The 24,619-nt window shown below is 30.0% G+C and carries 24 protein-coding genes and 2 riboswitches; of the genes, 20 read left to right on the plus strand and 4 right to left on the minus strand.

Annotated features, from left to right (window positions below; genetic code table 11):
* Positions 1-7: 7 nt before the first annotated feature.
* Genes yqeC through BFN48_RS05070 form a run of 6 tightly spaced genes read left to right on the plus strand, consistent with a single transcriptional unit; the run spans position 8 to position 4,348 of the window.
* Positions 8-775 (plus strand): selenium cofactor biosynthesis protein YqeC, encoded by a 768-nt coding sequence (yqeC, locus tag BFN48_RS05045; protein ID WP_069649818.1) that lies wholly within the window; start codon positions 8-10, stop codon positions 773-775.
* The gene (mocA, locus tag BFN48_RS05050; RefSeq protein WP_069649819.1) at positions 772-1,350 is read left to right on the plus strand and encodes a molybdenum cofactor cytidylyltransferase; all 579 of its coding nucleotides are present in this window, start codon (positions 772-774) and stop codon (positions 1,348-1,350) included. Before yqeC ends, mocA begins: the two co-directional genes overlap by 4 nt.
* Before the next feature lie 5 nt (positions 1,351-1,355).
* On the plus strand, positions 1,356-2,162 hold the full coding sequence (gene yqeB / locus BFN48_RS05055; RefSeq protein ID WP_069649820.1) for a selenium-dependent molybdenum cofactor biosynthesis protein YqeB: 807 nt from the start codon (positions 1,356-1,358) through the stop codon (positions 2,160-2,162).
* The gene (locus BFN48_RS05060) at positions 2,162-2,983 is read left to right on the plus strand and encodes an XdhC family protein (protein ID WP_069649821.1); all 822 of its coding nucleotides are present in this window, start codon (positions 2,162-2,164) and stop codon (positions 2,981-2,983) included. The genes yqeB and BFN48_RS05060 overlap by 1 nt, the downstream gene beginning before the upstream one ends.
* Entirely contained in the window at positions 2,970-3,833 is an 864-nt protein-coding gene (locus BFN48_RS05065; protein WP_083238809.1) for an aminotransferase class IV, read from the plus strand. The genes BFN48_RS05060 and BFN48_RS05065 overlap by 14 nt, the downstream gene beginning before the upstream one ends.
* 14 nt (positions 3,834-3,847) lie before the next feature.
* The gene (locus BFN48_RS05070) at positions 3,848-4,348 is read left to right on the plus strand and encodes a D-glycero-alpha-D-manno-heptose-1,7-bisphosphate 7-phosphatase (RefSeq protein WP_069649823.1); all 501 of its coding nucleotides are present in this window, start codon (positions 3,848-3,850) and stop codon (positions 4,346-4,348) included.
* A 21-nt stretch (positions 4,349-4,369) separates the two neighbouring features.
* On the opposite strand, the gene BFN48_RS05075 is transcribed toward BFN48_RS05070, so the two are convergent.
* Entirely contained in the window at positions 4,370-6,148 is a 1,779-nt protein-coding gene (locus BFN48_RS05075) for a M3 family oligoendopeptidase (RefSeq protein ID WP_069649824.1), read from the minus strand.
* Positions 6,149-6,561: 413 nt separating this feature from the next.
* Positions 6,562-6,648, plus strand: a riboswitch (cyclic di-GMP riboswitch).
* An 81-nt stretch (positions 6,649-6,729) separates the two neighbouring features.
* Between BFN48_RS05075 and BFN48_RS05080 the strand changes: the two genes are divergently transcribed.
* The 7 genes from BFN48_RS05080 (at position 6,730) to BFN48_RS05110 (ending at position 13,585) form a co-directional block, all read left to right on the plus strand.
* Entirely contained in the window at positions 6,730-7,344 is a 615-nt protein-coding gene (locus BFN48_RS05080; RefSeq protein ID WP_083238810.1) for an HD-GYP domain-containing protein, read from the plus strand.
* Positions 7,345-7,395: 51 nt separating this feature from the next.
* A complete protein-coding gene (locus tag BFN48_RS05085) occupies positions 7,396-7,749 on the plus strand; it encodes a DUF6075 family protein (protein WP_069649825.1) in 354 nt (117 codons plus the stop codon).
* Positions 7,750-7,794: 45 nt separating this feature from the next.
* On the plus strand, positions 7,795-8,757 hold the full coding sequence (locus BFN48_RS05090) for an HD-GYP domain-containing protein (RefSeq protein WP_069649826.1): 963 nt from the start codon (positions 7,795-7,797) through the stop codon (positions 8,755-8,757).
* A 120-nt stretch (positions 8,758-8,877) separates the two neighbouring features.
* Positions 8,878-10,089 (plus strand): methyl-accepting chemotaxis protein, encoded by a 1,212-nt coding sequence (locus BFN48_RS05095; RefSeq protein ID WP_069649827.1) that lies wholly within the window; start codon positions 8,878-8,880, stop codon positions 10,087-10,089.
* Between the two features lie 25 nt (positions 10,090-10,114).
* Positions 10,115-10,564 carry a chemotaxis protein CheW gene (locus tag BFN48_RS05100; RefSeq protein WP_069649828.1) on the plus strand — a complete coding sequence of 150 codons (450 nt, stop codon included), beginning with the start codon at positions 10,115-10,117 and terminating at the stop codon, positions 10,562-10,564.
* Positions 10,565-10,725: 161 nt separating this feature from the next.
* A riboswitch (cyclic di-GMP riboswitch) is annotated at positions 10,726-10,812 on the plus strand.
* Positions 10,813-10,867: 55 nt separating this feature from the next.
* Positions 10,868-12,928 (plus strand): methyl-accepting chemotaxis protein, encoded by a 2,061-nt coding sequence (locus tag BFN48_RS05105; protein ID WP_141706122.1) that lies wholly within the window; start codon positions 10,868-10,870, stop codon positions 12,926-12,928.
* 150 nt (positions 12,929-13,078) lie between these two features.
* The gene (locus tag BFN48_RS05110) at positions 13,079-13,585 is read left to right on the plus strand and encodes a flavodoxin family protein (protein ID WP_069649829.1); all 507 of its coding nucleotides are present in this window, start codon (positions 13,079-13,081) and stop codon (positions 13,583-13,585) included.
* A gap of 26 nt (positions 13,586-13,611) precedes the next feature.
* On the opposite strand, the gene pepT is transcribed toward BFN48_RS05110, so the two are convergent.
* Complete coding sequence (gene pepT / locus BFN48_RS05115; RefSeq protein WP_069649830.1) at positions 13,612-14,835, minus strand: peptidase T; 1,224 nt, start codon at positions 14,833-14,835, stop codon at positions 13,612-13,614.
* Between the two features lie 465 nt (positions 14,836-15,300).
* Positions 15,301-16,419: an HD-GYP domain-containing protein gene (locus tag BFN48_RS05120; RefSeq protein WP_069649831.1), complete on the minus strand. Its 1,119-nt coding sequence runs from the start codon at positions 16,417-16,419 to the stop codon at positions 15,301-15,303.
* A 445-nt stretch (positions 16,420-16,864) separates the two neighbouring features.
* Here BFN48_RS05120 and BFN48_RS05125 point away from each other — a divergent pair, with 445 nt between their 5' ends.
* From BFN48_RS05125 to BFN48_RS05150, 7 genes are all read left to right on the plus strand, one after another.
* Positions 16,865-18,127: a DNA polymerase Y family protein gene (locus BFN48_RS05125; protein ID WP_242863219.1), complete on the plus strand. Its 1,263-nt coding sequence runs from the start codon at positions 16,865-16,867 to the stop codon at positions 18,125-18,127.
* A 41-nt stretch (positions 18,128-18,168) separates the two neighbouring features.
* A complete protein-coding gene (locus BFN48_RS05130; protein ID WP_069649832.1) occupies positions 18,169-18,411 on the plus strand; it encodes a hypothetical protein in 243 nt (80 codons plus the stop codon).
* A gap of 85 nt (positions 18,412-18,496) precedes the next feature.
* Complete coding sequence (locus tag BFN48_RS05135; RefSeq protein ID WP_176718820.1) at positions 18,497-20,215, plus strand: glycosyl hydrolase family 18 protein; 1,719 nt, start codon at positions 18,497-18,499, stop codon at positions 20,213-20,215.
* An 80-nt stretch (positions 20,216-20,295) separates the two neighbouring features.
* A complete protein-coding gene (locus BFN48_RS12095) occupies positions 20,296-20,472 on the plus strand; it encodes an aspartyl-phosphate phosphatase Spo0E family protein (protein ID WP_083238813.1) in 177 nt (58 codons plus the stop codon).
* Positions 20,473-20,664: 192 nt separating this feature from the next.
* Positions 20,665-21,705, plus strand: coding sequence for an acyl-CoA dehydratase activase-related protein (locus BFN48_RS05140; protein WP_069649833.1), 1,041 nt, complete (start codon positions 20,665-20,667; stop codon positions 21,703-21,705).
* Entirely contained in the window at positions 21,662-22,756 is a 1,095-nt protein-coding gene (locus BFN48_RS05145; RefSeq protein WP_069649834.1) for an acyl-CoA dehydratase activase-related protein, read from the plus strand. Before BFN48_RS05140 ends, BFN48_RS05145 begins: the two co-directional genes overlap by 44 nt.
* Positions 22,757-22,771: 15 nt before the next feature.
* Positions 22,772-23,743, plus strand: coding sequence for an acyl-CoA dehydratase activase (locus tag BFN48_RS05150; RefSeq protein ID WP_069649835.1), 972 nt, complete (start codon positions 22,772-22,774; stop codon positions 23,741-23,743).
* Positions 23,744-23,865: 122 nt separating this feature from the next.
* Here the strand turns inward: BFN48_RS05150 and BFN48_RS05155 are convergent, their stop codons facing one another.
* Entirely contained in the window at positions 23,866-24,606 is a 741-nt protein-coding gene (locus BFN48_RS05155; protein WP_083238814.1) for a CAP domain-containing protein, read from the minus strand.
* Positions 24,607-24,619 lie beyond the last annotated feature (13 nt).

The following is a 24,619-nucleotide window of genomic DNA, read 5'->3' on the forward strand; positions in this document are numbered from 1 at the left end:
TTGAATAATGAAGCTATTTGAAGCTTTAGATATAGATTCTCAAATAAAAGAGCTTATTTGTTTCGTAGGAGCAGGTGGAAAAACGACTACAATGTTTAAATTGGCTAGAGAGTTAAAAAAACTAGGATGCAAAGTTTTAGTTACTACAACGACAGCTATATTTAAACCTGCCGAAGAAGAATATGACAACCTTATAATTACAAATTCATTAAACTTAAAAGATTTCGGTAATATTAATAAAGGTACAGTAACAGTATTGGGCAGAGAAATTTCTGAAGAAAATAAACTTTTAGGATTAAATAGGATATTTATTGAGAAATTATATAATTCGAGGCTGTTTGATTATATATTAGTTGAAGCTGACGGTTCGAAGCGAAAGCCTATCAAAGCTCCTGCAAGCTATGAACCTGTATTGCCTTGTAATGCAACCAAAGTAGTTGGGGTGATAGGATTAGATTGTATTGGCAGAAGGATAGAAGATGACAGTGTTCACAGACCAGAAATATTTTGTCAGATTACAGATAGTAATATAGGTGAAATTATAGATGAGGAAAAGATTTTTAAAATAGTTGTTTCAGATAACGGGCTTTTCAAAAATACAACTCAATATTGTGCTAGATATCTTATCCTAAACAAATGCGATACAGATAGAGAAAAAAGATATGGAATAAATATAGTGAAAAAGATAATAAGTAGTAAATATCCATTATCTAAAATATTGATAGGACAAATGAGAGATGGTGAAATCACTTATATATGGAGTGATAAAATTTGATTTCAGGCATTATATTAGCTTCTGGTTTCTCTAGAAGAATGGAAAGAGATAAACTATTACTTGATATTAACGGTATGGCTATTATCGAAAGAGTTATAAAAATGGTTTGCAAATCAGATGTTGATGAAGTGATAATGATATATAGAAAGGAAGAAATAAGAGAAATAGCTAAAAGATATGGTATTAAAACTGTATTCAATAAAAAAGCGAAATTAGGACAGAGTGAGGCTGTAAAACTTGGTATTGTTTCATCTTCAAAAGATGTAAAAGGTTATATGTTTTTTATGGGAGATCAACCATTTTTAAAAGTAGAAGCAATAAATAATATAATAAAAGTATTCAAGTCGGGAAAGTATCAAGTAGTAGTGCCAATTTTCGATGGCAAAAGAGGTAATCCTGTTATTTTTTCAAGAGATTTAAGGCAGCAGTTATTAAATGTATCTGGAGATATTGGTGGAAGAGGTATAATACAAGGTTTAGGTGATAAAGTAGGATTTGTATATTTTAATAATAGAAAAATTGGGATGGATATAGATACTTGGGAAGATTATTTGAATTGTAGGGAGTGGAGTTGATATTTATGACTGGAGATATAGTTTTTATACGAGGTGGAGGGGATATTGCAACTGGTATTGCTCATAAATTATATAGATGTGGATTTAGAGTGTTGGTATTAGAAATAGAATGGCCTACTGTAGTAAGAAGGAAAGTTTCTTTTGCCCAGGCAATATTTGATGGCGAAACTGTTGTTGAAGGAGTAAAAGCTGTAAAAGTAACTAATGAAGAAGAAATATTTATGTCATGGAATAAAGGTTGTGTACCAGTTCTAATAGATAGTCAATTGAATATTTTAGAAAAAATAAAGCCTGATATTTTAGTTGATTCTATATTAGCTAAACGAAATTTAGGTACAAATAAAACGATGGCACCAATAACAATAGGTGTAGGGCCTGGATTTAAAGCAGGAGAAGATGTTCATGTAGTTGTTGAAACAAATAGAGGGCATAACCTTGGAAAACTTATTTTTGATGGATCTGCAGAGCCAGATACTAAAATACCACAAGAGGTTATGGGCTATACTTCAGAAAGAGTATTAAGAGCTCCTTGTGATGGTATTATTGAGAACATTTTTGATATTGGTGACCACGTTAGTAAAGGACAGATAGTTGCATATGTAAATGGAGAGCCTGTAAAGGCTCTAATTGATGGCATAATAAGGGGATTAATTATGAATAATACTTTAGTTAACAAGGGGCTTAAAATTGGAGATATAGATCCTAGAGCAGTAGTAGAGTATTGTTTTACAATATCAGATAAAGCTAGAGCTGTTGGTGGAGGGGTTCTAGAAGCAATACTTTACTTTAAGACAATAAGGGGGAGTTTTTAATGGAGTATAAGGTTTTGGAAAAGATAACTGAAGAGGTTAGATTAAATAAAAAAGTAGCTTTAGCTGTCATTACTAGAGTTGAAGGTTCTTCTCCACGCAAGCAAGGTGCGATGATGGCTGTGTTAGAGGATGGTAAAACATATGGAACTATAGGTGGGGGAAAATTGGAATTAGTAGTTACTGAATATGCTAAAAAATGTATAGCAAATGGAAAAAATGAAACATATAGATTTAAGCTTAATGATGAAGAAGGAAGTCTGCATATGCAGTGTGGAGGAGAAGCAGAGGTTTTTATTAAGGTTTTTAAACCCAATCATAAACTTTTAATCGTAGGTGGCGGACACATTGCGCTTAAGTTATATAAAATGGGTAAAATGTTAGGATTTTATACAGTAATACTTGAAGACAGAGAAGAGTATTGCAGAAAAGATAGATTTCCTGAAGCAGATGAATTAAAATTAGGAAGTATCGAAGAAAGTTTAAAAAATTATCCTATAGATGAGAATTGCTATATAGTAATAGTTACTAGAGGTCATAAATATGATGAAATAGCTTTGAAGACTGTAATATACAGTAGGGCTAAGTATATCGGTATGATAGGAAGTGTTAATAAAACAAAATATATATTTGACAATTTAAGGGGTCAAGGAGTATCTGATGATATATTAAGTAAGGTTTTTGCACCAATAGGTTTAAAATTAGGAGGGCAGACACCAGAAGAAATAGCTTTAAGTATTATGTCAGAAATACTTCTTGTTAAGAATAATGGAGCACTAAAGCATATGAAGGAACTTATGATTGAGGCTTATGAAAAACTGTGAGGTGGCAAAAATGTTAAATGAATTAGATTTGAACTATTGTATTGTTAATGGTAAAGTTTGTTTGGCTGAAGAAGTAAGCATATCTGACTTAATAAGCTCACCATCTATATATGAAGTAATTAGAGTTATAGATGGTGTTCCTTTGTATGTAGAAGAGCATTTGTTGAGAATGAGAGAATCAGCGCAGCTACTTGGATTTAAAATAAAAAAGTCAGATAATGAAATATTAAATGAAATAAAAAAATTAATTACTGTAAATAAATTTCCAAATTTAAATATAAAATTGGTATTTAGTAATCTTAATAAAAGTAATCAGCTATTTTTAGCATATTTTATAAAAAGCTATTATCCAGAAAAGGAAGTTTATGAAAAAGGTATACATACAATTCTTTTTAATGTTATAAGAGAAAATCCTAATGCAAAAATAGTAAATATGAGTTTTAAAGAAAGGGTTAAAAAAGAGCTGGAAGACAAAAATGCATTTGAGGCTCTTTTGGTTAATGAAGATGGATATATTACTGAAGGCAGTCGTTCTAACATATTTTTTGTTATAGAGGATAAGGTATATACAGCACCAGAAGGTGAAGTTTTACAGGGAATTACTAGAGAAAGAATATTTAAAGTTTCAAAAGAGCTAGGAATAGAAATTATAAAAAAACATGTACATGTTGATGAATTGAAAAATTTAGATGGGGCTTTCATGACAGGAACATCTGTAAATGTTCTGCCGATAAGAACTATTGATGAAATTAAGCTAGATTCTGTTAATAATAAAATAATAAAAGAAATTAGTTTAAGGTATATTAATGATATGGAGAAGTATATCGAATCAAGAAAAAATTTATTCTAGGAGAGGTTTTACTTATGAAAGCTATATTTTTGGATAGAGATGGAGTTATAAATGATAACAGCAAACATGTAAATAAGCCAGAAGATTTAATAATTTATGAATCGGCTAAAAGAGGGTTAAAGAAGTTATATGATGCTGGATATACATTATTTATAGTTACTAATCAAGGTGGTATTGAATTAGGGTATTTAACAGAAGAAGATTTAGATAAGATACATAAAAAGCTCATAAAAGAGCTTAAGCCATATTGTGAAATTAAAGATATTAAGTTTTGCCCTGACTTTTATAGAAAATCAGAATGCAGAAAGCCTAAACCTGGCATGATTTTAGATCTTGCTGAAAAATATAATATAGATTTAAGTCAAAGTTGGATGATAGGGGATATGGATACAGATATTATTGCAGGTTTGAAAGCTGGTTGTAAAACTGCAAAAATAGGGAAGGCGTATGAAAAAGCACATATAAACGGAAAAGACCTAGATGATGTAGCAGAAAAAATATTGTCTCAAGAATAAAAGGCAGCTTTTGGCTGCCTTTTATAGTGATTTGCTCAATTTAATAAACTTTTCAATATCTTTTTCTATTAGCTTTAAAGAGCTTCTCCAAAAATCTACTGACCTTATATCTATACCCATTAATTTTGCCACATCTACAGCGTTATTTTTTCCTGTAGCTGCAAGTAAGTTATCATATTCTTCAACAAATGCTTCTCCTTTCTTTAAATACTCTGCATATAATCCAGTTGCAAATAATAATCCGAAAGCATATGGGAAGTTATAAAAGTTATAAGCAGCTTCATAGTAATGTGGTTTACAAACCCACATATATGGATGCAAGAAACTTCTATCTAAACCATCACCATAAGCTTCTTTTTGAGCATTTAACATAAGTTCTTTTAGCTCTCTTACAGATAAGGCATGATCTTTTCTTTTTTCAAACAAGTTGGATTCAAATAAGAAACGGCTGTAAATATCTACGATAACTTGCCCTGCGTCAGAGATAGATTGTTCTAATATCCAAAATGCTTCTTCTTTAGTGGCTTCTTTTAGTGCAGCATTTTTAACTATAGTTTCACAGAAGATAGAAGCTGTTTCAGCTAATGGCATAGGGTAGTCGCTATTTAATATACTTTCATCCTTTAAACAATCTCCATGGTAGCCGTGACCTAATTCATGAGCAAGTGTTATAACATCGCTGAAACTGCCAGTAAAATTAGATAAAATTCTACTTTGTTTTATAGGATGAAGGTTTGAACAGAACGCTCCACCTCTTTTACCTTCTCTTGGCTCTGCATCTATCCATCTATTTTTGAATGCAGTATCAGCAAATACTGCTAATTTTTCACTGAAGCTTTTAAAATTCTTAACTATATAGTCTTTAGCTTCATCATATGTAAAATTCATATCAATTTCTCCCATAGGAGCAAAGAGTTCATAGAAAGGAAGACCATTATTATAACCTAGAAGTTCAGCTTTTCTTTTATAGTATTTTCTGAAAGCAGGTAAACTTTCTTTCATTGCAGAAAGCATAGCTTCTAGTGTTTCTTTATCCATTCTAGAGTCAATTAATGTCATATCTAATGGAGAACTATATCCTCGCATTTCACATATAGTAAGGACTTCACCTTTTATACCATTAAGACATGCTGCTGAAGATTCTTCTATTTTTTTGTATGCTTTTAATTCAGCTTCATAGGCTGTTTTTCTAATTTTAGGGTCTTTATCGTATGCCATATTTCTTACAATAGGAAGTGGAAGTTGTTTTTCTTCTCCATCAACATTAATATCTACAAGGAGAGTTGAAGTAAGTATATTTTGAAGTTTTGTCCAAGCATTTGAGCCTGTATTAGACATTTTAGCGATTAATATTTCTTCTTCATCGCTAAGTAGATATTTTGCTTTATTATAAATTTCTTTTAGGTAAAATTCATGTTCTTTTAAAGTTTTAGATGATGAGATTATTTCATCAAGATTGTCTATAGAGCTTAGCCATCTTTGAAATTTAACTGATGGTTTTGTTAATTCAGTTATTTTAGTCTGAAGTTTGTCGATAACCATTAAAGCTTTTTCGTTTTTAGCATCAACACTTGAAGTAAGCTCTGCGAATGACATTAGCTTTTCGAAAAGAGTATTTAATTCTATTTGTATGTTTATATATTCTTCTATTTTTTGTATTGCATTGTCTTTAGTATTAAGGTTAAGTTCAGCCCAGTTATTAATTTCTTTAATAATACTATTAAGCTTTTCCATGTCATTGATGAAATTTTCTGATTCAAAAGATGTATATAATTCATCTAAACTCCATCTTAAATCCATAATTATCCCTCCTCAATTTAGAATATTTTAACAGTTTATTCTATCATATATCTTTTAAATTAATATTTCAATATATACTAGGAAATAGTTATTAGATTATAATATTGTAATGATTTTAGAACAAAATCTTCGATTTAAATAAATTGTATAAGGTAGATTTTGCCCACATCCATTACGGAAATTATATTCAAAAATTATCTACAATTTAATAAGGAATATAAATTCCTATGGATTATCAAAAATTTAAAAGTATAAAGAAATCGATGAATAAGAAAGATTATATCAAATTATATAAAATATAAAATACAGCAAAAAAATTGACGAAAAAAGAAGGGATTTGTCTATTAGTGTAGAATATATGAAATTGGCAATTTGTAAACAGGTAAAAAGCACCAATTAAATACTGAATAGTATTATGATAAAGGCAAACCTATCGAAAGGTAGGGGCGCAAAGTCATGGGTCTAAGGGATTTTTGTCCTACGATTGCCAGACTGCCATATTATTTTGATTTATTTGATTTAGGCAGATGGTACCCATGCAGGGTACTTTTTTTATGTAAAAGAGGAAGGAGGTTTAGGGGATGGAGAGAATGAAGTCTGTAATGAACAATAATATTTCTTATGATATCATGAAATGTTTGGTTGCATCGCTAGAAGCTAAAGATATTTATACTGGTGGACATTCAAGTAGAGTTGCATCGATGACTTTTGATCTTTGTAAAAAATTAGACTTACCTACATATCAAATCAGCATAATTTATATAGCAGCTCAATTGCATGATATAGGCAAGATAGGTATTCCTGATTACATATTAAATAAAAAGGATTCTTTGACAAAAGATGAATGGGACAAGATAAAATCTCATCCAGAAATAGGGTATTCAATATTAATAAGATCAAATAAATTGAAAAAGATAGCTAAATTAGTACTTCATCATCATGAAAGGTGGGATGGAAAAGGATATCCACATGGTTTAAAGGAGAAACAGATTCCATTAGGTTCTAGAATAATAGCTATTTGTGATACTATTGATGCAATGACATCAAATAGGTCATATAGAAATAGATTTACATTTAAGGAAAGCTATGATGAGATTATCAGGAATAGAGGTACTCAATTTGATCCATTTTTAGTTGAGAGTATAGGTGATTTGTGGGCTAAATGGGAGAAATATTTAATGGGAAATAGTATGTGATATAAAAAAACAAAAGTTTCTTCTTACTTAGGTAAGAAAGGAGAAATTATTATGAATTTCCTTAATCAGAGCCATAAAAACAGATTTAATACAATCATCAGTAAAGATGGTACAGATTTAAATGACTTAAACCGGAAATCTTTGTTCTATATAATATCTGGCAATGATGAACTGTTTAATAATAGGTACTACATATATGATTTGGATAAAAGATGGATAGCACCAGACAATTTGGAACAAGTAAATTTTATCGAAACCTCTTTAGCATTGATAGAGTTAGCATACAATTTATACAATAATTTTTCAAGTGGTAGTATAAGCAATATTTTTAAAGGTTTAGATAAGGATAATTTCAAACTGGCGATTAAAGGGTTAAAAATTAGATTTAATATGGATTTAGAATAAAAGAATTATATAAAGGAGGGAAGTAGCAGTAATTGCTACGAGAGTATGAGATTATACAAAGTAGATGAAAAGATAATAAACAAAAGAATAGCTGTACCGATTAAATCACAAGATGGAAGAAAATTAATTAGTGAAGGAACACAAATTTCTGAGCGACTGCTAAAAAGGTTGAAGGATTTTGGGCTTAATGCAGTATATATAGAGGACGATAATTCAGATGTAAAATTAGAAGAGACAATTAGTGAAGATAAAAGGATAGAAATAATAAAAAAATTGAATTGTATTTATCAAGACATATCTAAAAATATATTTAATGAATCTGAGCTGAATTCTTTAGTAAAAAATGAAATTCTAAATGAAATAGGCAGTAAACAAGTAAGTATACCCATAGATAAGATAACAAATGAAAATAGTATCGCAGAACATTCGTTAAATGTTTGCTTATTATCTATTGCAACAGGTAAAAAATATGGTCTTAATATGGAAAAAGTAGAGATATTAGCAAAAGCAGCTTTATTACATGATATAGGAAAAATTATTAAAAACAATAAAAACAATTTGAGACATGAACAAATTGGTTTTGAATTTTTGAAATCAAAATTTACTTCTGTACTGTTATATACAACCGTTAGATATCATCACGAAACTATAGATGGGAATGGACCTCAAAAGCAGCCTAAGGCGAGGCAGCATGATTTAGTTAAAATATTAAGTCTTGCTAATCATTATGAAAATTTAATAAGAAAAGAACATTTAATGCCTCATGAATGTTTTGAAAAAGTGCAAGCTTTAGTTAATGTTAAATATGATAATGAAGTATTTGAAGCCTTTAGAAAATCAATACACATTTATCCAGTTGGCTTGCCTGTTAAATTAAACAATCAAGAACTAGGAATAGTAATTAGGCAGAACAATGGTTTTCCATTAAGGCCTTTTGTTAGAACAGAAAAAATGGAATATAATCTTCTAGAACATTTATCTCTTTTTATTGAAAAAGTTGAGCTTTAAATTATCTTAATGTATATTGAATCAAATGAAGGGGGATGGTAAGGAAGATGATTACTTAGAATTTAGATTATATAAAAATTATTGATTGCTTAACTACAAAATATATTAGGGGGTTTGAACATGAAGAGCAAGTTAATTTTACTTTCAATGATTTGTGTCATGATAACTTCTTTAGCAATATATTTTGTAGACAACATGGTATACGCTGTATTAATGTCACTGGTATTATCAATATTGGTTAGTGTTATTTTAATTAACAGTATTTCAAAGCAGTTAAGAGTATTAAAGGATGGAGTGGAGAAATTAGCAAAGGGAGATTTAACTGTTAAGCTTCAAGTGACTTCAAAAGATGAATTTGCTGAAATAGGAAAGTATATTAACAAAGTAGTTGAAGATTTGCGTACAAAAATTGGTGAAGTTAAAAATAATGCAAATGAACTAGAGACAAATATTGAAATTATAAACGCAAGCATTCAAGAAACAGCTTCAGCAATGGAAGAAGTAGCTGCATCTATTACAGAAATTGCAACTGGAGCTGAAAATCAAACTGTTCAATTGGAGAATACATCAACTAATATTGGGAAAATAGTAGAAAGAATTAAAGATTTGGCAGATAATAGTCAAAGAATTACTGAATTAGCACAGAAATCAGATGCAGATGCTAAAAGAGGAAGTAAAGAGATAATAGATGTTATTGAAGGAATTCAAATATTAAAAACTACAATTGATAAAAGCGTAGAAAGTATTTTAAGTTTAAAAGAAAATGCAGATAAAATTAATAAGATAGTAGAAGTTATTTCTAATATTTCAAGTCAAACAAATATGTTAGCACTTAATGCTGCTATAGAAGCAGCAAGAGCAGGTGAAGCTGGTAAAGGTTTCACTGTGGTTGCAGAAGAAGTAAGAAAACTAGCCGAAAATACTCAAAAGGCTACAGAGGAGATTACACATATTATTGAGGTTGTTCAAACTAATATTGACGAAACGACTACATTGATTGAACATATTAAGAATGAAGTGAATTTAGCTCAGGAACGTTCAAGAATAGGAGAAAAAGAATTGCAGAATATTATTAAAGGAATTGATTTGATTAGTCAGCAAATAGAAGAAATAGCTGATGGTTTAGAACAAGTAGCATCAAATAGTGATGAAATAGTTGAAAGTACGCATATTGTTGCTTCAGTTGCTCAACAGACTACAGCAGGAACACAAGAAGTATCTTCATCAACAGAGGAAGTAACAGCTAATATGGAAGAGATTACAGCTAAAACTAGTGTGTTGACTTATATGGTTGCTAGAATGAGATCTTCTGTTGAAGAATTTACTTTGTAAATTTTAGTGAAAGGAAGATAAAAATATGGCTGAGAAACAATATGTAATATTTAAATTAAATCAAGAGGAATACGGCATAGAAATTTCTAACGTTAAAGAAATCACTGATTATAAAGAGGGGATTAAAGTACCTAATGCTTCTGGTTTCGTTGATGGAGTTATAAATTTACGTGGTGATGTTGTACCAATTATTAATTTAAAAAAGAGATTTAATTTAGATATTACTAAAATAGAAAAAAACAGCAGAATTATTATAACAAACATAAATGAGAAATTAGTTGGTTTCGTTGTAGATGATGCATCTCAAGTATTGACTATAAATGATGATGATGTTGAAAGTCCACCAGAATTGATACTAAATGGGAATAGACAGTTTATTACAGGTATTGGAAAGGTTGATGATGAGATTATTATAATACTAAACTTTAAAGAAGCTCTTTCAGAAGAAGAGAAACAAAACCTACAAGAGATGTAATTGAATTAGAGAATTATAAAGGGCCAGAGATGGCAATTCTTTGGCTCTTTGTTTCTGAGTCTAAATATTAAAAAACATCAAAACAAGAAGGGATTTGAAAAAATATGTCGAATTATTGTTAGGCAGTGTTTTTGGGCTTTAGTCTTATTGACGATTTAATATATTGATAAAGGTAAAACTATCGAAAGGTAGGGGCGCAAAGCCATGGGTCTAAGGGATATATATTCTATGATTGCCAGGCTGCCGATATAAGTTTAAAATATATCAAAGGCAGAGATCCCTTGTAGATATGGGTGTTTTTTTTTGAAAAATAAAAATGAAAGGAGAATTATATTGAAAGTAGGAAGTATTTTTAGTAGTGTAAGAGTTAAATTATTATCAATTTTTATGGCAGCAATTGTATTACCATTAAGTCTATTGGGTTACTTTACTCATCACAAGGCTTTCCAAGTATTAGACCAAAAATTAAGGATTACTACACAACAAAATATAGATGAAGTCAATGAATATTTAAATGAACATTTAATAAGGATGGAAAAATTAGTTTCAATATTAGCTGATAATGAGAGTTTTAAAAACGTCCATAATAAAAATTTTATTTTTAATCAAGAAGGGAGTTTAAATAATGAAAAGTTAATTATAGAGCTATTAAAAAATGTTAAGGAAAATAATTCTGGTATAATATACACATATTTTGGAACTGAAAATGGGGATATGTATATATATCCAAGTGCAGATTTATCCGAAAATTACAACCCTAAAATTAGACCGTGGTATAAGACAGCTTTAGAAAATAAAGGTAAATCAGTTTGGTCAAACCCTTATGCTGATGCAGCTACAGGTGAGGTAACTATAACAGTATCTAAAGCAGTTATAAATAATGGTAAAGTAATAGGAGTTATTGGTATAGATATGAACCTCAAAATTTTATCAGAAAAGCTATCAAATATAACTGTTGGTAGAAAAGGTTATGTTTTTGTTACAGATGGAAAAGGTACTGTTATAGCGCATCCTGATCCAAAACTAATAGGTAACAGCGATATAATTCCTAAGTTAGAATTTTGGCCAACTGCGAAAACAAATAATAAAGGATTTTCCAAATATGTTTATAAAGGGGAGAATAAGTTCTTAAGCTTTACAACAAATACGAAAACAGGTTGGAAGCTGATGGCTAGCATGAAAGAAAGTGAACTATTAGAAGATACAAATATTATTAAGTATTTTGTAATTTATGGTATATTGATAGGATTAATACTAGCTATTATTATCTCATTTATTGTATCAGGCAGCATTGCTAAAAAGCTAAATAAAATTAAGGAGGCTATTGAAAAGGCTTCGACAGGAGATTTAACAGCGAAAGCAGAATTGAAGGCTAAAGATGAGTTTGGTCAGATGGCAGATAGTTTTAATTTTATGATTGATAATATAAGTAATTTAATTAAAGCTGTTAAGGATTCTTCAAATACTGTTTATGAAGCATCAGAGTCATTGGCTGCAACAACTCAGCAGGCAACAATAGCATCGGATGAAATAGCTAAGACAATAGAAGAAGTCGCAAAAAGTACCGTAGATCAGGCTACAGATACTGAAAAAGGTTCTATGAGTGTTAGTGAATTAGCAGATAGAATTGATAAGGTATTAAATACAACAGAAGAAATGAATAATATTTCAAAAGAAACAAGTGAACTTAGCAATGATGGGCTAGAGCAAGTCAAAGTTTTAATAGAAAAAACAAGAGAGAATAATGAAGCAGCGATGAGAGTAAATGAGATAGTTCAAAAAGTAGATAAGAGTTCAGAAGAAATTGGAGTAATTACTGATACAATATCACAAATAGCAGAGCAGACAAATCTTCTTGCTTTAAATGCAGCTATAGAAGCGGCAAGAGCAGGAGAACAGGGCAAAGGCTTTGCAGTTGTAGCTGAGGAAATAAGAAAATTAGCTGAGCAGTCATCAAAGGCCGCAGAAGAAATAAAGGCTTTAATAGAAGGTATACAAAATCAATCTAAGGTTGCTGTAGATGCAATGGCAAATGCAAAAAATATTGTTGAACAGCAAGATATAGCAGTAGCAGAAACTGAAAAAATATTTAATAAAATATTAGTTTCTATAAGGTCTTTAGTAGACAAGGTTTCAGAAATAAAAGAATATAACTATGATATGGCTAAAAAGAAAAACGAAATAGTAGATATTATATCAAATATTTCAGCTGCTGCACAGCAAACATCAGCTGCAACTGAAGAGGTTTCTGCAGCTACGGAAGAACAGTTAGCTTCTATGGAAACCATTTCTTCACACTCACAAGATTTAAAAGTTTTAGCGGATAAATTACAAGAAATAGTTAATGAGTTTAAAGTAAACTAATGAGTTGAGGGGCTAATTTAAAGCCCCTCAACTCATTTTAGCTTGTTGACAAATTTTATTTTTTAAAGAAGGAAATGTTTTGAATGTATAGAAAGATTTATAATAACTTAAATAGTAAATTTTACGAATATTTATAGAGAGGTGTATAAAATGGATGATAGACAATTAAAAAAGCTAGTGATTTATTATTCTCTAGAAGGAAATACAGAATTTATAGCTGAAAATATTGCAGATGTGATTAATGCAGATATTTTAAAATTAAAGACTGAAAAAGAAATTAGTACTCATGGGCTTATGAGATATTTTTTGGGTGGGAAACAGGTTGTTTTAAAAGAAAAGCCTAAATTATTTCCTCTTGATAAAAATCCTGATAATTATGACGTGATTTTTATAGGCACACCTGTATGGGCTGGTACTTATGCTCCAGCTTTTAATACATTTTTTGATACCATTAAACTAAAAGACAAGTATATAGCGTTATTTTGCTGTTATAGTGGCAAAAGCTCAAGCACTTTTAAAAATATGAGAAAAGAATTAAAGGATAACCAGATACTAGGGGAAATAGGTTTTAGAGATCCATTAAAATATGATAAAGAACAAAATGCAAATAAAGTTAGACAATGGGCTGAAGATATAATTTCAAAGATTAATAAATAAGCCGAAGGACTTTAGTCCTTCGGCTATTATTTTGCATACATTTCTATAATTTTTAAAATAACTTCAACTGCTTTTTCCATTGCAAATGTTGGTATATATTCATATCTTCCATGGAAGTTATGTCCTCCAGTAAAGATATTAGGAGTAGGAAGTCCCATAAATGATAATCTTGCTCCGTCTGTACCACCTCTGATAGGTACAACTATAGGAGTAACTTCTACAGCTTTCATTGCCTCAATCGCAGTATCCACAACATGTTTTACTTCTTCAATTTTTTCTTTCATGTTATAATATTGGTCTTTTATTTCTATTTCAATAGTATTATCACCGTATTTATTATTTAATTTGTTAGCAATTTCTTCTACTAATTTTTTTCTCTTTTCAAAATTATTTCTATCAAAATCTCTGATTATATAATAAAGTTCAGTTTTTTCAACGCTTCCTTTTATTGAGATTAGATGATAGAAACCTTCGTATCCTTGTGTATGTGCAGGAGTTTCAGTTTCAGGAAGCATATTTATAAATTCATTTGCAATAAGCATTGAGTTTTTCATTTTATCTTTAGCACTACCAGGGTGTATATTTATACCATTTATATATATTTTTGCACTTGCTGCATTGAAATTTTCGTATTCAAGCTCTCCTATTGCACCACCATCTATTGTGTAAGCAAAGTCAGCATTAAATTTTTTTACATCAAAATGGTCTGCACCTCTACCCACTTCTTCATCAGGAGTAAAAGCAATACGAATAGTACCATGTGGTATTTCAGGATGATTTATTAAGTATTCCATTGCAGTAATTATCTCTGCAATTCCAGCTTTATCATCTGCTCCAAGAAGTGTATTACCATCGGTAGTTATGATGTCTTTACCTATGTAATTTCTTAATTCAGGATAATCGTTAGGAGATAAAATTATATTTTTTTCCTTGTTAAGGATAATATCTTTGCCATCATAATTTTTCACTATTTGAGGATTAACATTTTTTCCAGGCATTTCTGGGCTTGTATCCATATGAGCGATAAAACCTATAGTCGGTATGTTACCTTCTACATTAGCAGGAAGTGTAGCCATTACATAACCATTTTCATCTACAGAAACGTCTTTTAAGCCTATTTCTTCTAATTCTCTAGCAAGTTCTTTAGCAAGAACCATTTGACCATTTGTAGTTGGAACAGTAGTAGATTCCTCGTTAGATCTTGTGTCGTACTTTACATATTTTAAAAACCTTTCTACAACTTTTGACATATTAAACCTCCTTATAACTATTATAATATTATATTCTAAAAGTATTATACTTCTATTTAACTAATATTAAAAGTACAGGCTGTAGACAAAATAGAACTATAATGATTGAAAAAAGAACAAAATCTTCGATTTAAATAAATTTAGGAAGATTTTGTTGAAATCCATAAACGGAAATTATATTTAAAATTATCCACAACTTAACGAGGTATATAATTTCCTATGGATTATAAAAGCGGATAATTACAAAGCTTTAGCAAAGAAAACTTGATGAAGAATTTCAGAAAAATCCGTAGGCTTAACAGGACATTAAGCCAGCATCCTACAAGACAGGATGTCTTGATTAGGTGCGTTAGGATTTTTGGAAATTATGAATTTTAGTTTTCTCTAAAGGTTTGTCTATGAGCATTATTTTTTCAACTCATTAAGAAATATAACTTTATTAATAAACTGAGAGTATTAATTATTTTAAGAAGCAGGAGCTTCATATTGTATTCCTGTTATAACTAAATTTTTTTCCTTCATTAAATCAATAACTTTTCCATTATCATTTGAAATTATTCTTACCTTTGGTCTTAATGGGAAATTTGGCATAATATCTTCGACTACTGCAATTTCTCCATTACTTAATTTAACAAGAGTTCCAACAGGATAAGGAATAATTTTGCTAGAAAAAGTTTTTACCATTTCAAAATCAAAGTGACTTCCACCATTTGCATATATATATTCTAAAGCTTCATTTGGCGGCATAGCTTGTCTATATGGTCTATCTGAAGTTAAAGCATCATACACATCTGCTATGGCAACTATTTTTGACAATTTATTTATTTCATTGCCTGATAGACCTTGAGGATATCCCGAACCGTCTACTTTTTCATGATGTTGAAGGGTAATAATTCTTGCAGTTCCAGGTATGTCTATACTAGTTTTAAGATATTCGTAACCTTTAGCTGCGTGTTCTTTTATAATTTCAAACTCTTCTTTTGTCAATTTTCCTTTCTTTAATAAAATTTCTTTAGGAATAATGGTTTTACCGATATCATGTAGCATTGCTCCTAAACAAAGATTTTTAAGCTCTCCTTTGTTTAGCTTCATTTCAATACCAAGAACTAAAGATAGTACTGCAACATTGATACAATGCTGATATGTATAATTATCTGTACTTTTTATATCTATCAAGTTTACTATAACATGTTTGTTTGAAAGGATATCATTAATGATATCTTCTGAAATTTTTCCTAAAAATTGTAGATATTCATCTCTTTTTTGATTGAACTTTTTTATTTGAGATTTGTTTTGGATTGGATTTTCATTCATATACTTAGTAAACTTTTCGAAATGAGCAAAAGCTTCTTTTACTGCAGAAATAGCCTTATTTCTTAATTCGGGCTTTATTACATCTTCAAGCTCGACGTCGGAAAATTCATCGTCAATATACACTGAGCGTATGCCCATTTCGTTAATTCTGTTTAAAATTTTTCTTGTAAGAGTAGCACCTTTTTTCAGTAAGATTCTTCCTTCATCATCATATATATGTTTTCCTAATTTAGCACCTTCTCGTACATATACTACAGGCATAAATCTCATATTTTATAACTCCTTTTCCTATATTTATAATTTGAACTTTAAATAAATTATTTTTCTAATGACTAAAAATGAAAGTGAATAATTACAAAATTTCAGCTATTTTTTTGCTAGCAATCTGTATACATATATATTAACATATATGAACATATTTTTCTAAATTTTTAAAAAGAATAAAATCTCCGATTTAAATAAATTATAAGGAAGATTTTGACTATATCCATTACGGAAATTATATTTAAAATTATCCACAATTTAATAAGGTTTATAACAACACTGGCATGTAAGCATGCCAGACAAAGTTTCAATAAAATCAACATTAAATAAGATTTTATTATAATTTCCTATGGATTATTAAAAAGTTCTCTATTTATACTTCTAAAAATCTAGGTTTGGTGATATAATATAATACGAACATATGTTCTGTAAAAAATAAGGAGGGATTAAAGTGCTGAATAAAAATTCTAAGATAATTATGCATATTGATGTCAATTCGGCATTTTTATCCTGGCAGGCAGCATATAATAAGCAGATTGGTATAGAGGTAGATTTAAGAGAGATACCGTCAGTAGTAGGAGGTAGACAGGAAACAAGACATGGTATAGTGTTGGCTAAGTCTATACCTGCAAAAAAGTTTGGAATAAAAACCGGTGAAAGTATAATGGAAGCAAGGAGCAAATGTAAGGATTTAGTTGTTGTGCCACCTAATTATGGACTGTATATTAAGTGTCATAATGCGTTGATATCTTTACTCCAGGAATACTCTCCTAAAATTTCAGTATTTAGTATAGATGAGTGTTTTTTAGATTTTACGGGGATGGAAGAGCATTTTGGGAACCCTATAGAGGCTGCACATGAAATAAAGGATAGAATATATAGAGAACTTGGTTTTACAGTAAATATAGGGATTTCAGTAAATAAACTTTTGGCTAAACAGGCAAGTGAATTCCAAAAGCCTAATAAAGTACATACACTTTTTCCAAATGAAATAAAAGATAAGCTTTGGCCACTGCCTGTTGAAGAACTGTTTATGGTAGGATTAAAGACTAAGAAAAAACTTAATAAAATAGGAATATATACTATAGGGGATTTGGCAAACAGCGACTATAATCTTATTTTATCGAAGTTTAAATCTCATGGAAGATTAATATATAGGTACGCTTGGGGAATAGATTATTCAAATATAAAATATACGAATTATATACCTTTTAAAAGTGTAGGGAATGGAAGTACACTTTCTTTTGATGTAAATGATAGGCAAACAGCTTATAAAATACTTTTGAGTTTAACAGAAACAACTACTAGAAGACTTAGGCAGGCAAATATGCAGTGTAGTGTAGTATCTATTGGGCTAAAAACATCTGAATTTAGTTATTTAAGTCATCAGAAAAAACTACTATCTCCTACAAATTCAACAAATGAAGTATATGAAGTAACTAAAGCTTTATTTGATGAGTTATGGGACGGTTCATATATAAGATATTTTAATGTAAGATTGTCAGAACTTATTTCGGATGATATAACTCAGCTTACGATATTTGATAGAAATGACAGACAAAAACTTGAAAAACTAGATAGGGCAGTAGATTTTATAAGAGATAAATATGGAGATAAGGCAGTAATGAGAGCGACATTTTTACATAGTGGTCTTAAATCTATGGTGGGTGGTTTTGGAGCAGAGGAATATCCTGTTATGACGAGTATGCTTTGATAGTTTGTATGGTAGTTTACATTGAAATGGAGGAATATTTTATGAAAGTGTTAAATCATCCTATAGATATGATTGCTGTATTTGAATCGGATACTGGGAAAATAACTCCGTTTAAGTTCAGATATAAGGATATTTCTGTTAAGGTACAAAAAATATTAAAGACATATGAGGAAAAGATAGCAGGGAATAGGAGAATAGTTTTTGTTTGCATGCATAATGAAAAAGACGTATACGAAATCAAATATGAAGTAGATACGTCTAAATGGTTTTTGTTTAAGAAATAGATTTGCCTTGAATTTCCTGTGAAAATCTTAAAATATATTGGTATAATGTAAATAGATGGAACAAGCGAGAGGATGGGGTGATTTTATGCTAAAAAAAGGACTAATATTTGCATTTATAGTTACTATTATGACAGTTTTATCTGTATTAGGGTTATTGTACTTTAAGTCATATGAGCCCCAGAATATCGCTAAGGCCTATCCTCAAAATGAAGCTAATATTGTGATAGAAGATATAGCACTTAAATCAGATGTATATTCTGTGATAGAAGGCGATAGAATATATATTCCTGTTGACATTATAAGAGAGTATTTAAATTCAGGTATTGTGTTAGATGAAGATGACAATAGGTTATATTTAGAAATTAAGAATCCTATATTTAATCTTGAGACACAAAAGTTAGATAATATGATTAAAGACGGTGTGAAGCTAAATTTTCTTACAGTTAATATAGATGGTAAACAGTATTTAAATATTCGAGGGCTTGAAAAAATATTTGATATAAATGTAAATTATATTCAAGAAACCAATACTTTAATAATAGACAGACTCAAAGATATTATTAAAGTTGGGAAGATTAGGTCTAATACCTATCTTAGACCTAAAAAATCTTCTTTTAGTTTTGTAATGGACAAGCTTCAAGAAGGCGACGAAGTAATAGTTTTTGAAGAAAATGAAAAATGGCTTAAAGTAAGGACGCAAAAAGGTTATGTAGGATATGTTCAAAATAAGGTAGTTGATATAAAAGTAGAGAATGTGAAGATAGATAGAAAAATTAATAATATTAGACAGAATGTAAAGATAGATGGAAAAATAAATTTAGTTTGGGATTATGTGTATAAGTATTCTAAAGATTTATCAAAGGAAAATAAGATAGAAGGACTAGATATAATATCTCCAACTTGGTTTTCGATTGATTCAAATGGGTATATAATAAACAACGGAGATTTTAGTTATGTTAATCAAGCACATAAAAAAGGATATAAAGTATGGGCTCTTATAGATAATCAGTTTAATAGGGATTTAACAAAACAATTTTTGAAAAGTGGACAAGCACAAGAAAATTTAATAAAGCAATTAGTTGTATATTCAAGTATATATGATTTAGATGGAATAAATATAGATTTTGAAAATGTATATTATGAAGATAAAGATAAACTTACAGAATTTGTAAAAAAGCTTACTGAAGCTTTGAAGCAGCAGAACATAATAGTTTCTATGGATATGACTATACCTTCAACAAATCCAAATTGGTCTAAGTTTTATGATAGAAAAAAATTAAGCAAAATATTAGATTATTGTATAGTTATGACCTATGATGAACATTGGGCAACAAGTCCTAAAAGTGGTTCTGTAGCTTCAATAGGATGGGTAATAAATGGAATAGAAAATAGTCTTAAATATATACCAAAAGAAAAGCTAATAATGGGATTACCTTTTTATACAAGACAGTGGGAAGAATATAAAGATAATACAGGAAGACTTAGAGTTAAATCAAAGGTATTAACTATGGAAGATGTAGAAAAGATAATAAAAGAGAACAATCTAGAAGTAATTTGGCTAAAAGAGGCAGGACAGTATTATACAGAATACTTCAGAGAAGGGAAAAAATATAGAATATGGATAGAAGATGATAAATCTATAGAGCTTAAAGCTAAGATGGTTTACAGATATGATTTAGCAGGTGTTGCAAGTTGGAGAAAGGGGTTTGAAAAAGAAAGTATTTGGACAGTTTTAAATGATATTATAAAATTGAATAATAAAGATATTGGCATTTCTGTTATTAGTTTTAACGGATTGAATTAAAATGATATAAATGATATCATATAAGTTGTGCATGTTCTTCCAGGATTTAGCTAAACGAATTTATTAGAAGGGGAATTTATATGACTTATAATTCGAATAGAGAGAGATTAAAAAATACAATTGAAGAGAAACGCCAAGAACTTAATGAGCTTTTATCTAAAAAAAATATAGACAAAAATAGAGCTTTAGAATTGAGTGAGCAATTAGACGAATTGATATATGAATATTATTGTGTCAATAAAGAGAAAAATAGATAAAATATGTTTCTGCTTTTAGTGGAAACATATTTTCTTTTTTTTTGATATAATATTTTAAGAGATGCCGTATAGTGGTACTAGGGGAATGATTTAACTAAAACTTAAACTTTTGGTTTTTGGCTTTTCACTTTATAATTTAACGAATAGCGAAGAGCGAATGACTAATAACTATAATTATTGGGGGGAAGATAAGTGAAAATTGGAATTCCAAAAGCACTTTTATACTATTACTATGGCCCGTTTTGGGAGACTCTTTTTGAAGAGCTTGGAATGGAAGTGGTAGTTTCAGAGGACACGAATAAGAAACTTATAAATGAAGGTATAAAGGCATCTGTCCCTGAAATATGTGTTCCTATAAAAATTTTTATAGGGCATTGTATTGATTTAATAAAAAAGGATGTAGATTATATATTTGTACCACGAATGATTTCTATATATAAAGGAGAGGTATTTTGTCCTAAATTTATGGGGCTTCCGGACATGCTTATACATGGAGTGGAAGGAATGGGAGGCAAAATACTTACTTGTCATATAAAATCGAAAAGCGATGATATATCAGATTACAGAAATTATATCGATATCGCTGAAAAGCTTGCTTTGCCACATGACAAATTAAAGAAAGCGTGTAGGGTTGCATCAGAGAAATGGTATATATTTAGAGAGTATAATAAAAAAGGATACCATATTTTAGAAGCTATTGATATGGTTAATAACAATATTAAACCAGAAAGTACGAAAAAATTTGATAGTGATGTAAAATTAGGTATATTAGGGTATGTATATAATATGTATGATAGCTTTGTTAATATGAATGTAATAGACAAGCTAAAAAGTTTAAATGTTGATTTTATAACTTTTGATATGATAGATGAAAGGGAATTAAAAAAATATGTTGATAATATGGATAAGGCATTATTTTGGACATTCAGTAATAAACTTTTAGGGGCGGGGTATAAATTTTTTAGAGAAAATGAAGTAGATGGTGTAATACATATAACAGCATTTGGTTGTGGCCCTGATTCATTTTTAGGAAAACTCTTTGAAATAGAGTCAGATGATACTAAAATACCTTTTATGACTATAAGAGTAGATGAGCATACAGGAGAAAATCATTTACAAACGAGAATTGAAGCTTTTGTAGACATGATAAGAAGAAAAAAAGTGAAAGCAATGCAATGGGGGGATAAAATTGAAAGTAGCATTTCCTTATATGGGGACAGTAGTTGTTTATAAAAAGCTTTTAGAACTTTTAGGTCATGAAGTTGTAGTTCCTCCAAGGCCGTCTCAAAAAACAATAGATTTAGGTGTTAAATACAGTCCAGAATTTGCTTGTTTTCCATTTAAGGTTATAATGGGTAGTTATATAGAAGCTTGTGAAATGGGAGTGGATACTATTGTAACAAGTGGCGGACATGGTCCGTGTAGAGCTGGTTTTTATGGGGAAATTCATAAAAGAATTTTACATAGAATGGGATATGATGTAGATGTAATTATATTTGATGCAATAAATAGGGACAAGGATAGATTTATAGAAAATGTAAAGAAAGTTAAAGGGAAAAATTCATGGTTTAAATTAGCCAAGGCGATAAAATTTACTTATGATTTATTACAGCAGATAGATATTTTCGATAAGGAAGTACATAGAATAAAACCTTACGAAGAAATACCTGGTACTGTAGATAAGGCTTGGCAGGAAATACAAAAAGAATTTGATTTGGCATATGATAAGAAACAATTGAAAAAGGCTGTTGATAGAAGTAGGGAAATAATAAATTCCATTCGTTTAAAGAAAGTTGATGAAAGAGAGAAAATCAGGATTGGGATAGTAGGAGAAATTTTTGTAGTTATGGAGCCATCTATAAATATGGAAATAGAAAAGGTTCTAGGAGAATTAGGATGTGAAGTAGAAAGATCTCAATACCTATCTGAATGGGTTGATTTTAATCTTATGCCTAGCTTTTTAAAGAAAACACATGAAGAAGAAGTGTTGAAAAAAGGTGAAAAATATATAGAGATAATTATCGGTGGCCATGCAAAGCAAACAGTTGGTTTTATTGTTGATTTTAAGGATAGAGGATTTGATGGAGTAATTCATTTGATGCCTTTTGCTTGCTTACCTGAGCTTGTGTCTCAGAGCATAATACCTAAAATATCTAAAGAGCATGATATACCAGTCCTTACTTTATCTATAGATGAACAGACTGGTAAAGCAAATAATTTAACCAGAATAGAAGCTTTTATAGATTTAATAAGAAACAAAAAATTAGGTAAGTTTGTAGTTTAGAAGGGGGAGGACAAAATGGTTAGGGCTTACATAGGTATTGATGTAGGTTCAGTAAGTACAAATATTATAGCACTTGACGAAAATAATGAAGTTTTATTTAAGTTGTATGAAAGGACAAATGGTCAGCCACTAGAAACTATTAAAAAAGGATTAAAAAAATTAAAAGATGAATTAGGAAAAAATATTGTTGTAAGTGGAGTAGGCACTACTGGAAGTGGTAGACAGCTTGCAGGAGTTATGATTGGTGCAGATATTGTTAAAAATGAAATTACAGCTCATGCAGTGGCTACTGTTCATTATGTTCCAGATGTTAGGACAATTTTTGAGATTGGAGGACAGGACTCAAAAATAATTTTAATAAAAGACCAGATGGTTGTAGATTTTGCAATGAATACTGTATGTGCAGCAGGTACAGGCTCGTTTCTAGATCATCAAGCGGAGAGGTTAGGAATACCTATAGAAGAATTTGGAGAGCTTGCTTTGACTTCAAAAAATGATGTAAGAATAGCAGGAAGATGTACTGTATTTGCAGAGTCAGATATGATAGCAAAGCAGCAATATGGATTTTCTAAAGCTGATATAATAAAGGGATTATGTAATGCATTAGTGAGAAATTACATAAATAATTTAGGTAGAGGAAAAAAACTAGAACCTCCGTACGTTTTTCAAGGAGGAGTAGCGGCTAATGTTGGTATAAAAGCTGCCTTTGAAAGAGAAGTAGGACATGAAGTAATAGTACCGAAATATTATAATGTAATGGGAGCAATTGGTGCAGCCCTATTAGCTAAAGAGGCAGTAAAAGAAAAGGGAAAAACTAATTTTAGAGGTTTTGACTCACTTAAAACTAATTTTGTACCTTCAAGCTTTATTTGTACTGGATGTTCAAATATGTGTGAAGTTATCAAAGTCGAAATGGATGGAACACCTATAGCTATGTGGGGAGACAGATGTGGTATGTGGACAGAAAAAGTAAAACAGGCAATATAATAGCTAACAGCTATCAGCTGTTAGCTATTTGTTTTTCAATTTCTAATTTTACATTCTCAATTTTAAATTTCTTTATCCAGTACCAAGTACCCAGTACCTAGTACCTAGCGACGCAGTCGCTTTTACTTAGGTTTACTTATAAACATTTCAGTAATTAGATTTCCATATTTGCTGCTTTTTTCAATTCCAACACCTATATGAGTGAAATTAGGATTTAAAATGTTGTCCCTATGACCTTTAGAATTCATTAAAGAATTATGAGCATTCTCTATTGAACGATTTGCTGCAATATTTTCACCTGCTGCTAAAAATTTAATCCCAAAATTCTTCATCATATCAAATGGACTACCGTAAGTAGGAGAATAATGGCTGAAATAATCATTTTTCTCCATGTCCTGAGATTTAATTCTAGCTACTCTAGTAAGTTCTTTGTCAACTTGTAAAGGTTTTAGATTTCTTTTAATTCTTTCATTGTTTATTAATGTTACCATTCTTTGTTCTTCATCTGTAAGTCTATAAACTTCCTTAACTTGTTTCTCTTCATTTTCTACAACAACAGGTTTAGCATTATCTGAGGCTATACAGCCAACCTTATTATTAGGAAGTTTTACTACATACCAATTTCCGAATTTACCTATAACATCTACTACATCTCCTTTGTTAAGCTTTCCTACTACTGGGAAATTTGTTCCCTTACCAGATCTTACATTACAATCATTAACAGTTATTTTAATATTTTCAACATTTGCAGTATCAAATATTGAAGAAGTTTTGCCTTGTATTTGTGCAGGTTTTTTACTTGGAGCAGTGCAGGATGCTAAAAAAAGTGATAAAATTAACAGTATAACAAATGTTCTTTTCATTTTCATACCTCCA

Source organism: Caloranaerobacter ferrireducens (assembly GCF_001730685.1).
GTDB lineage: Bacteria > Bacillota > Clostridia > Tissierellales > Thermohalobacteraceae > Caloranaerobacter > Caloranaerobacter ferrireducens.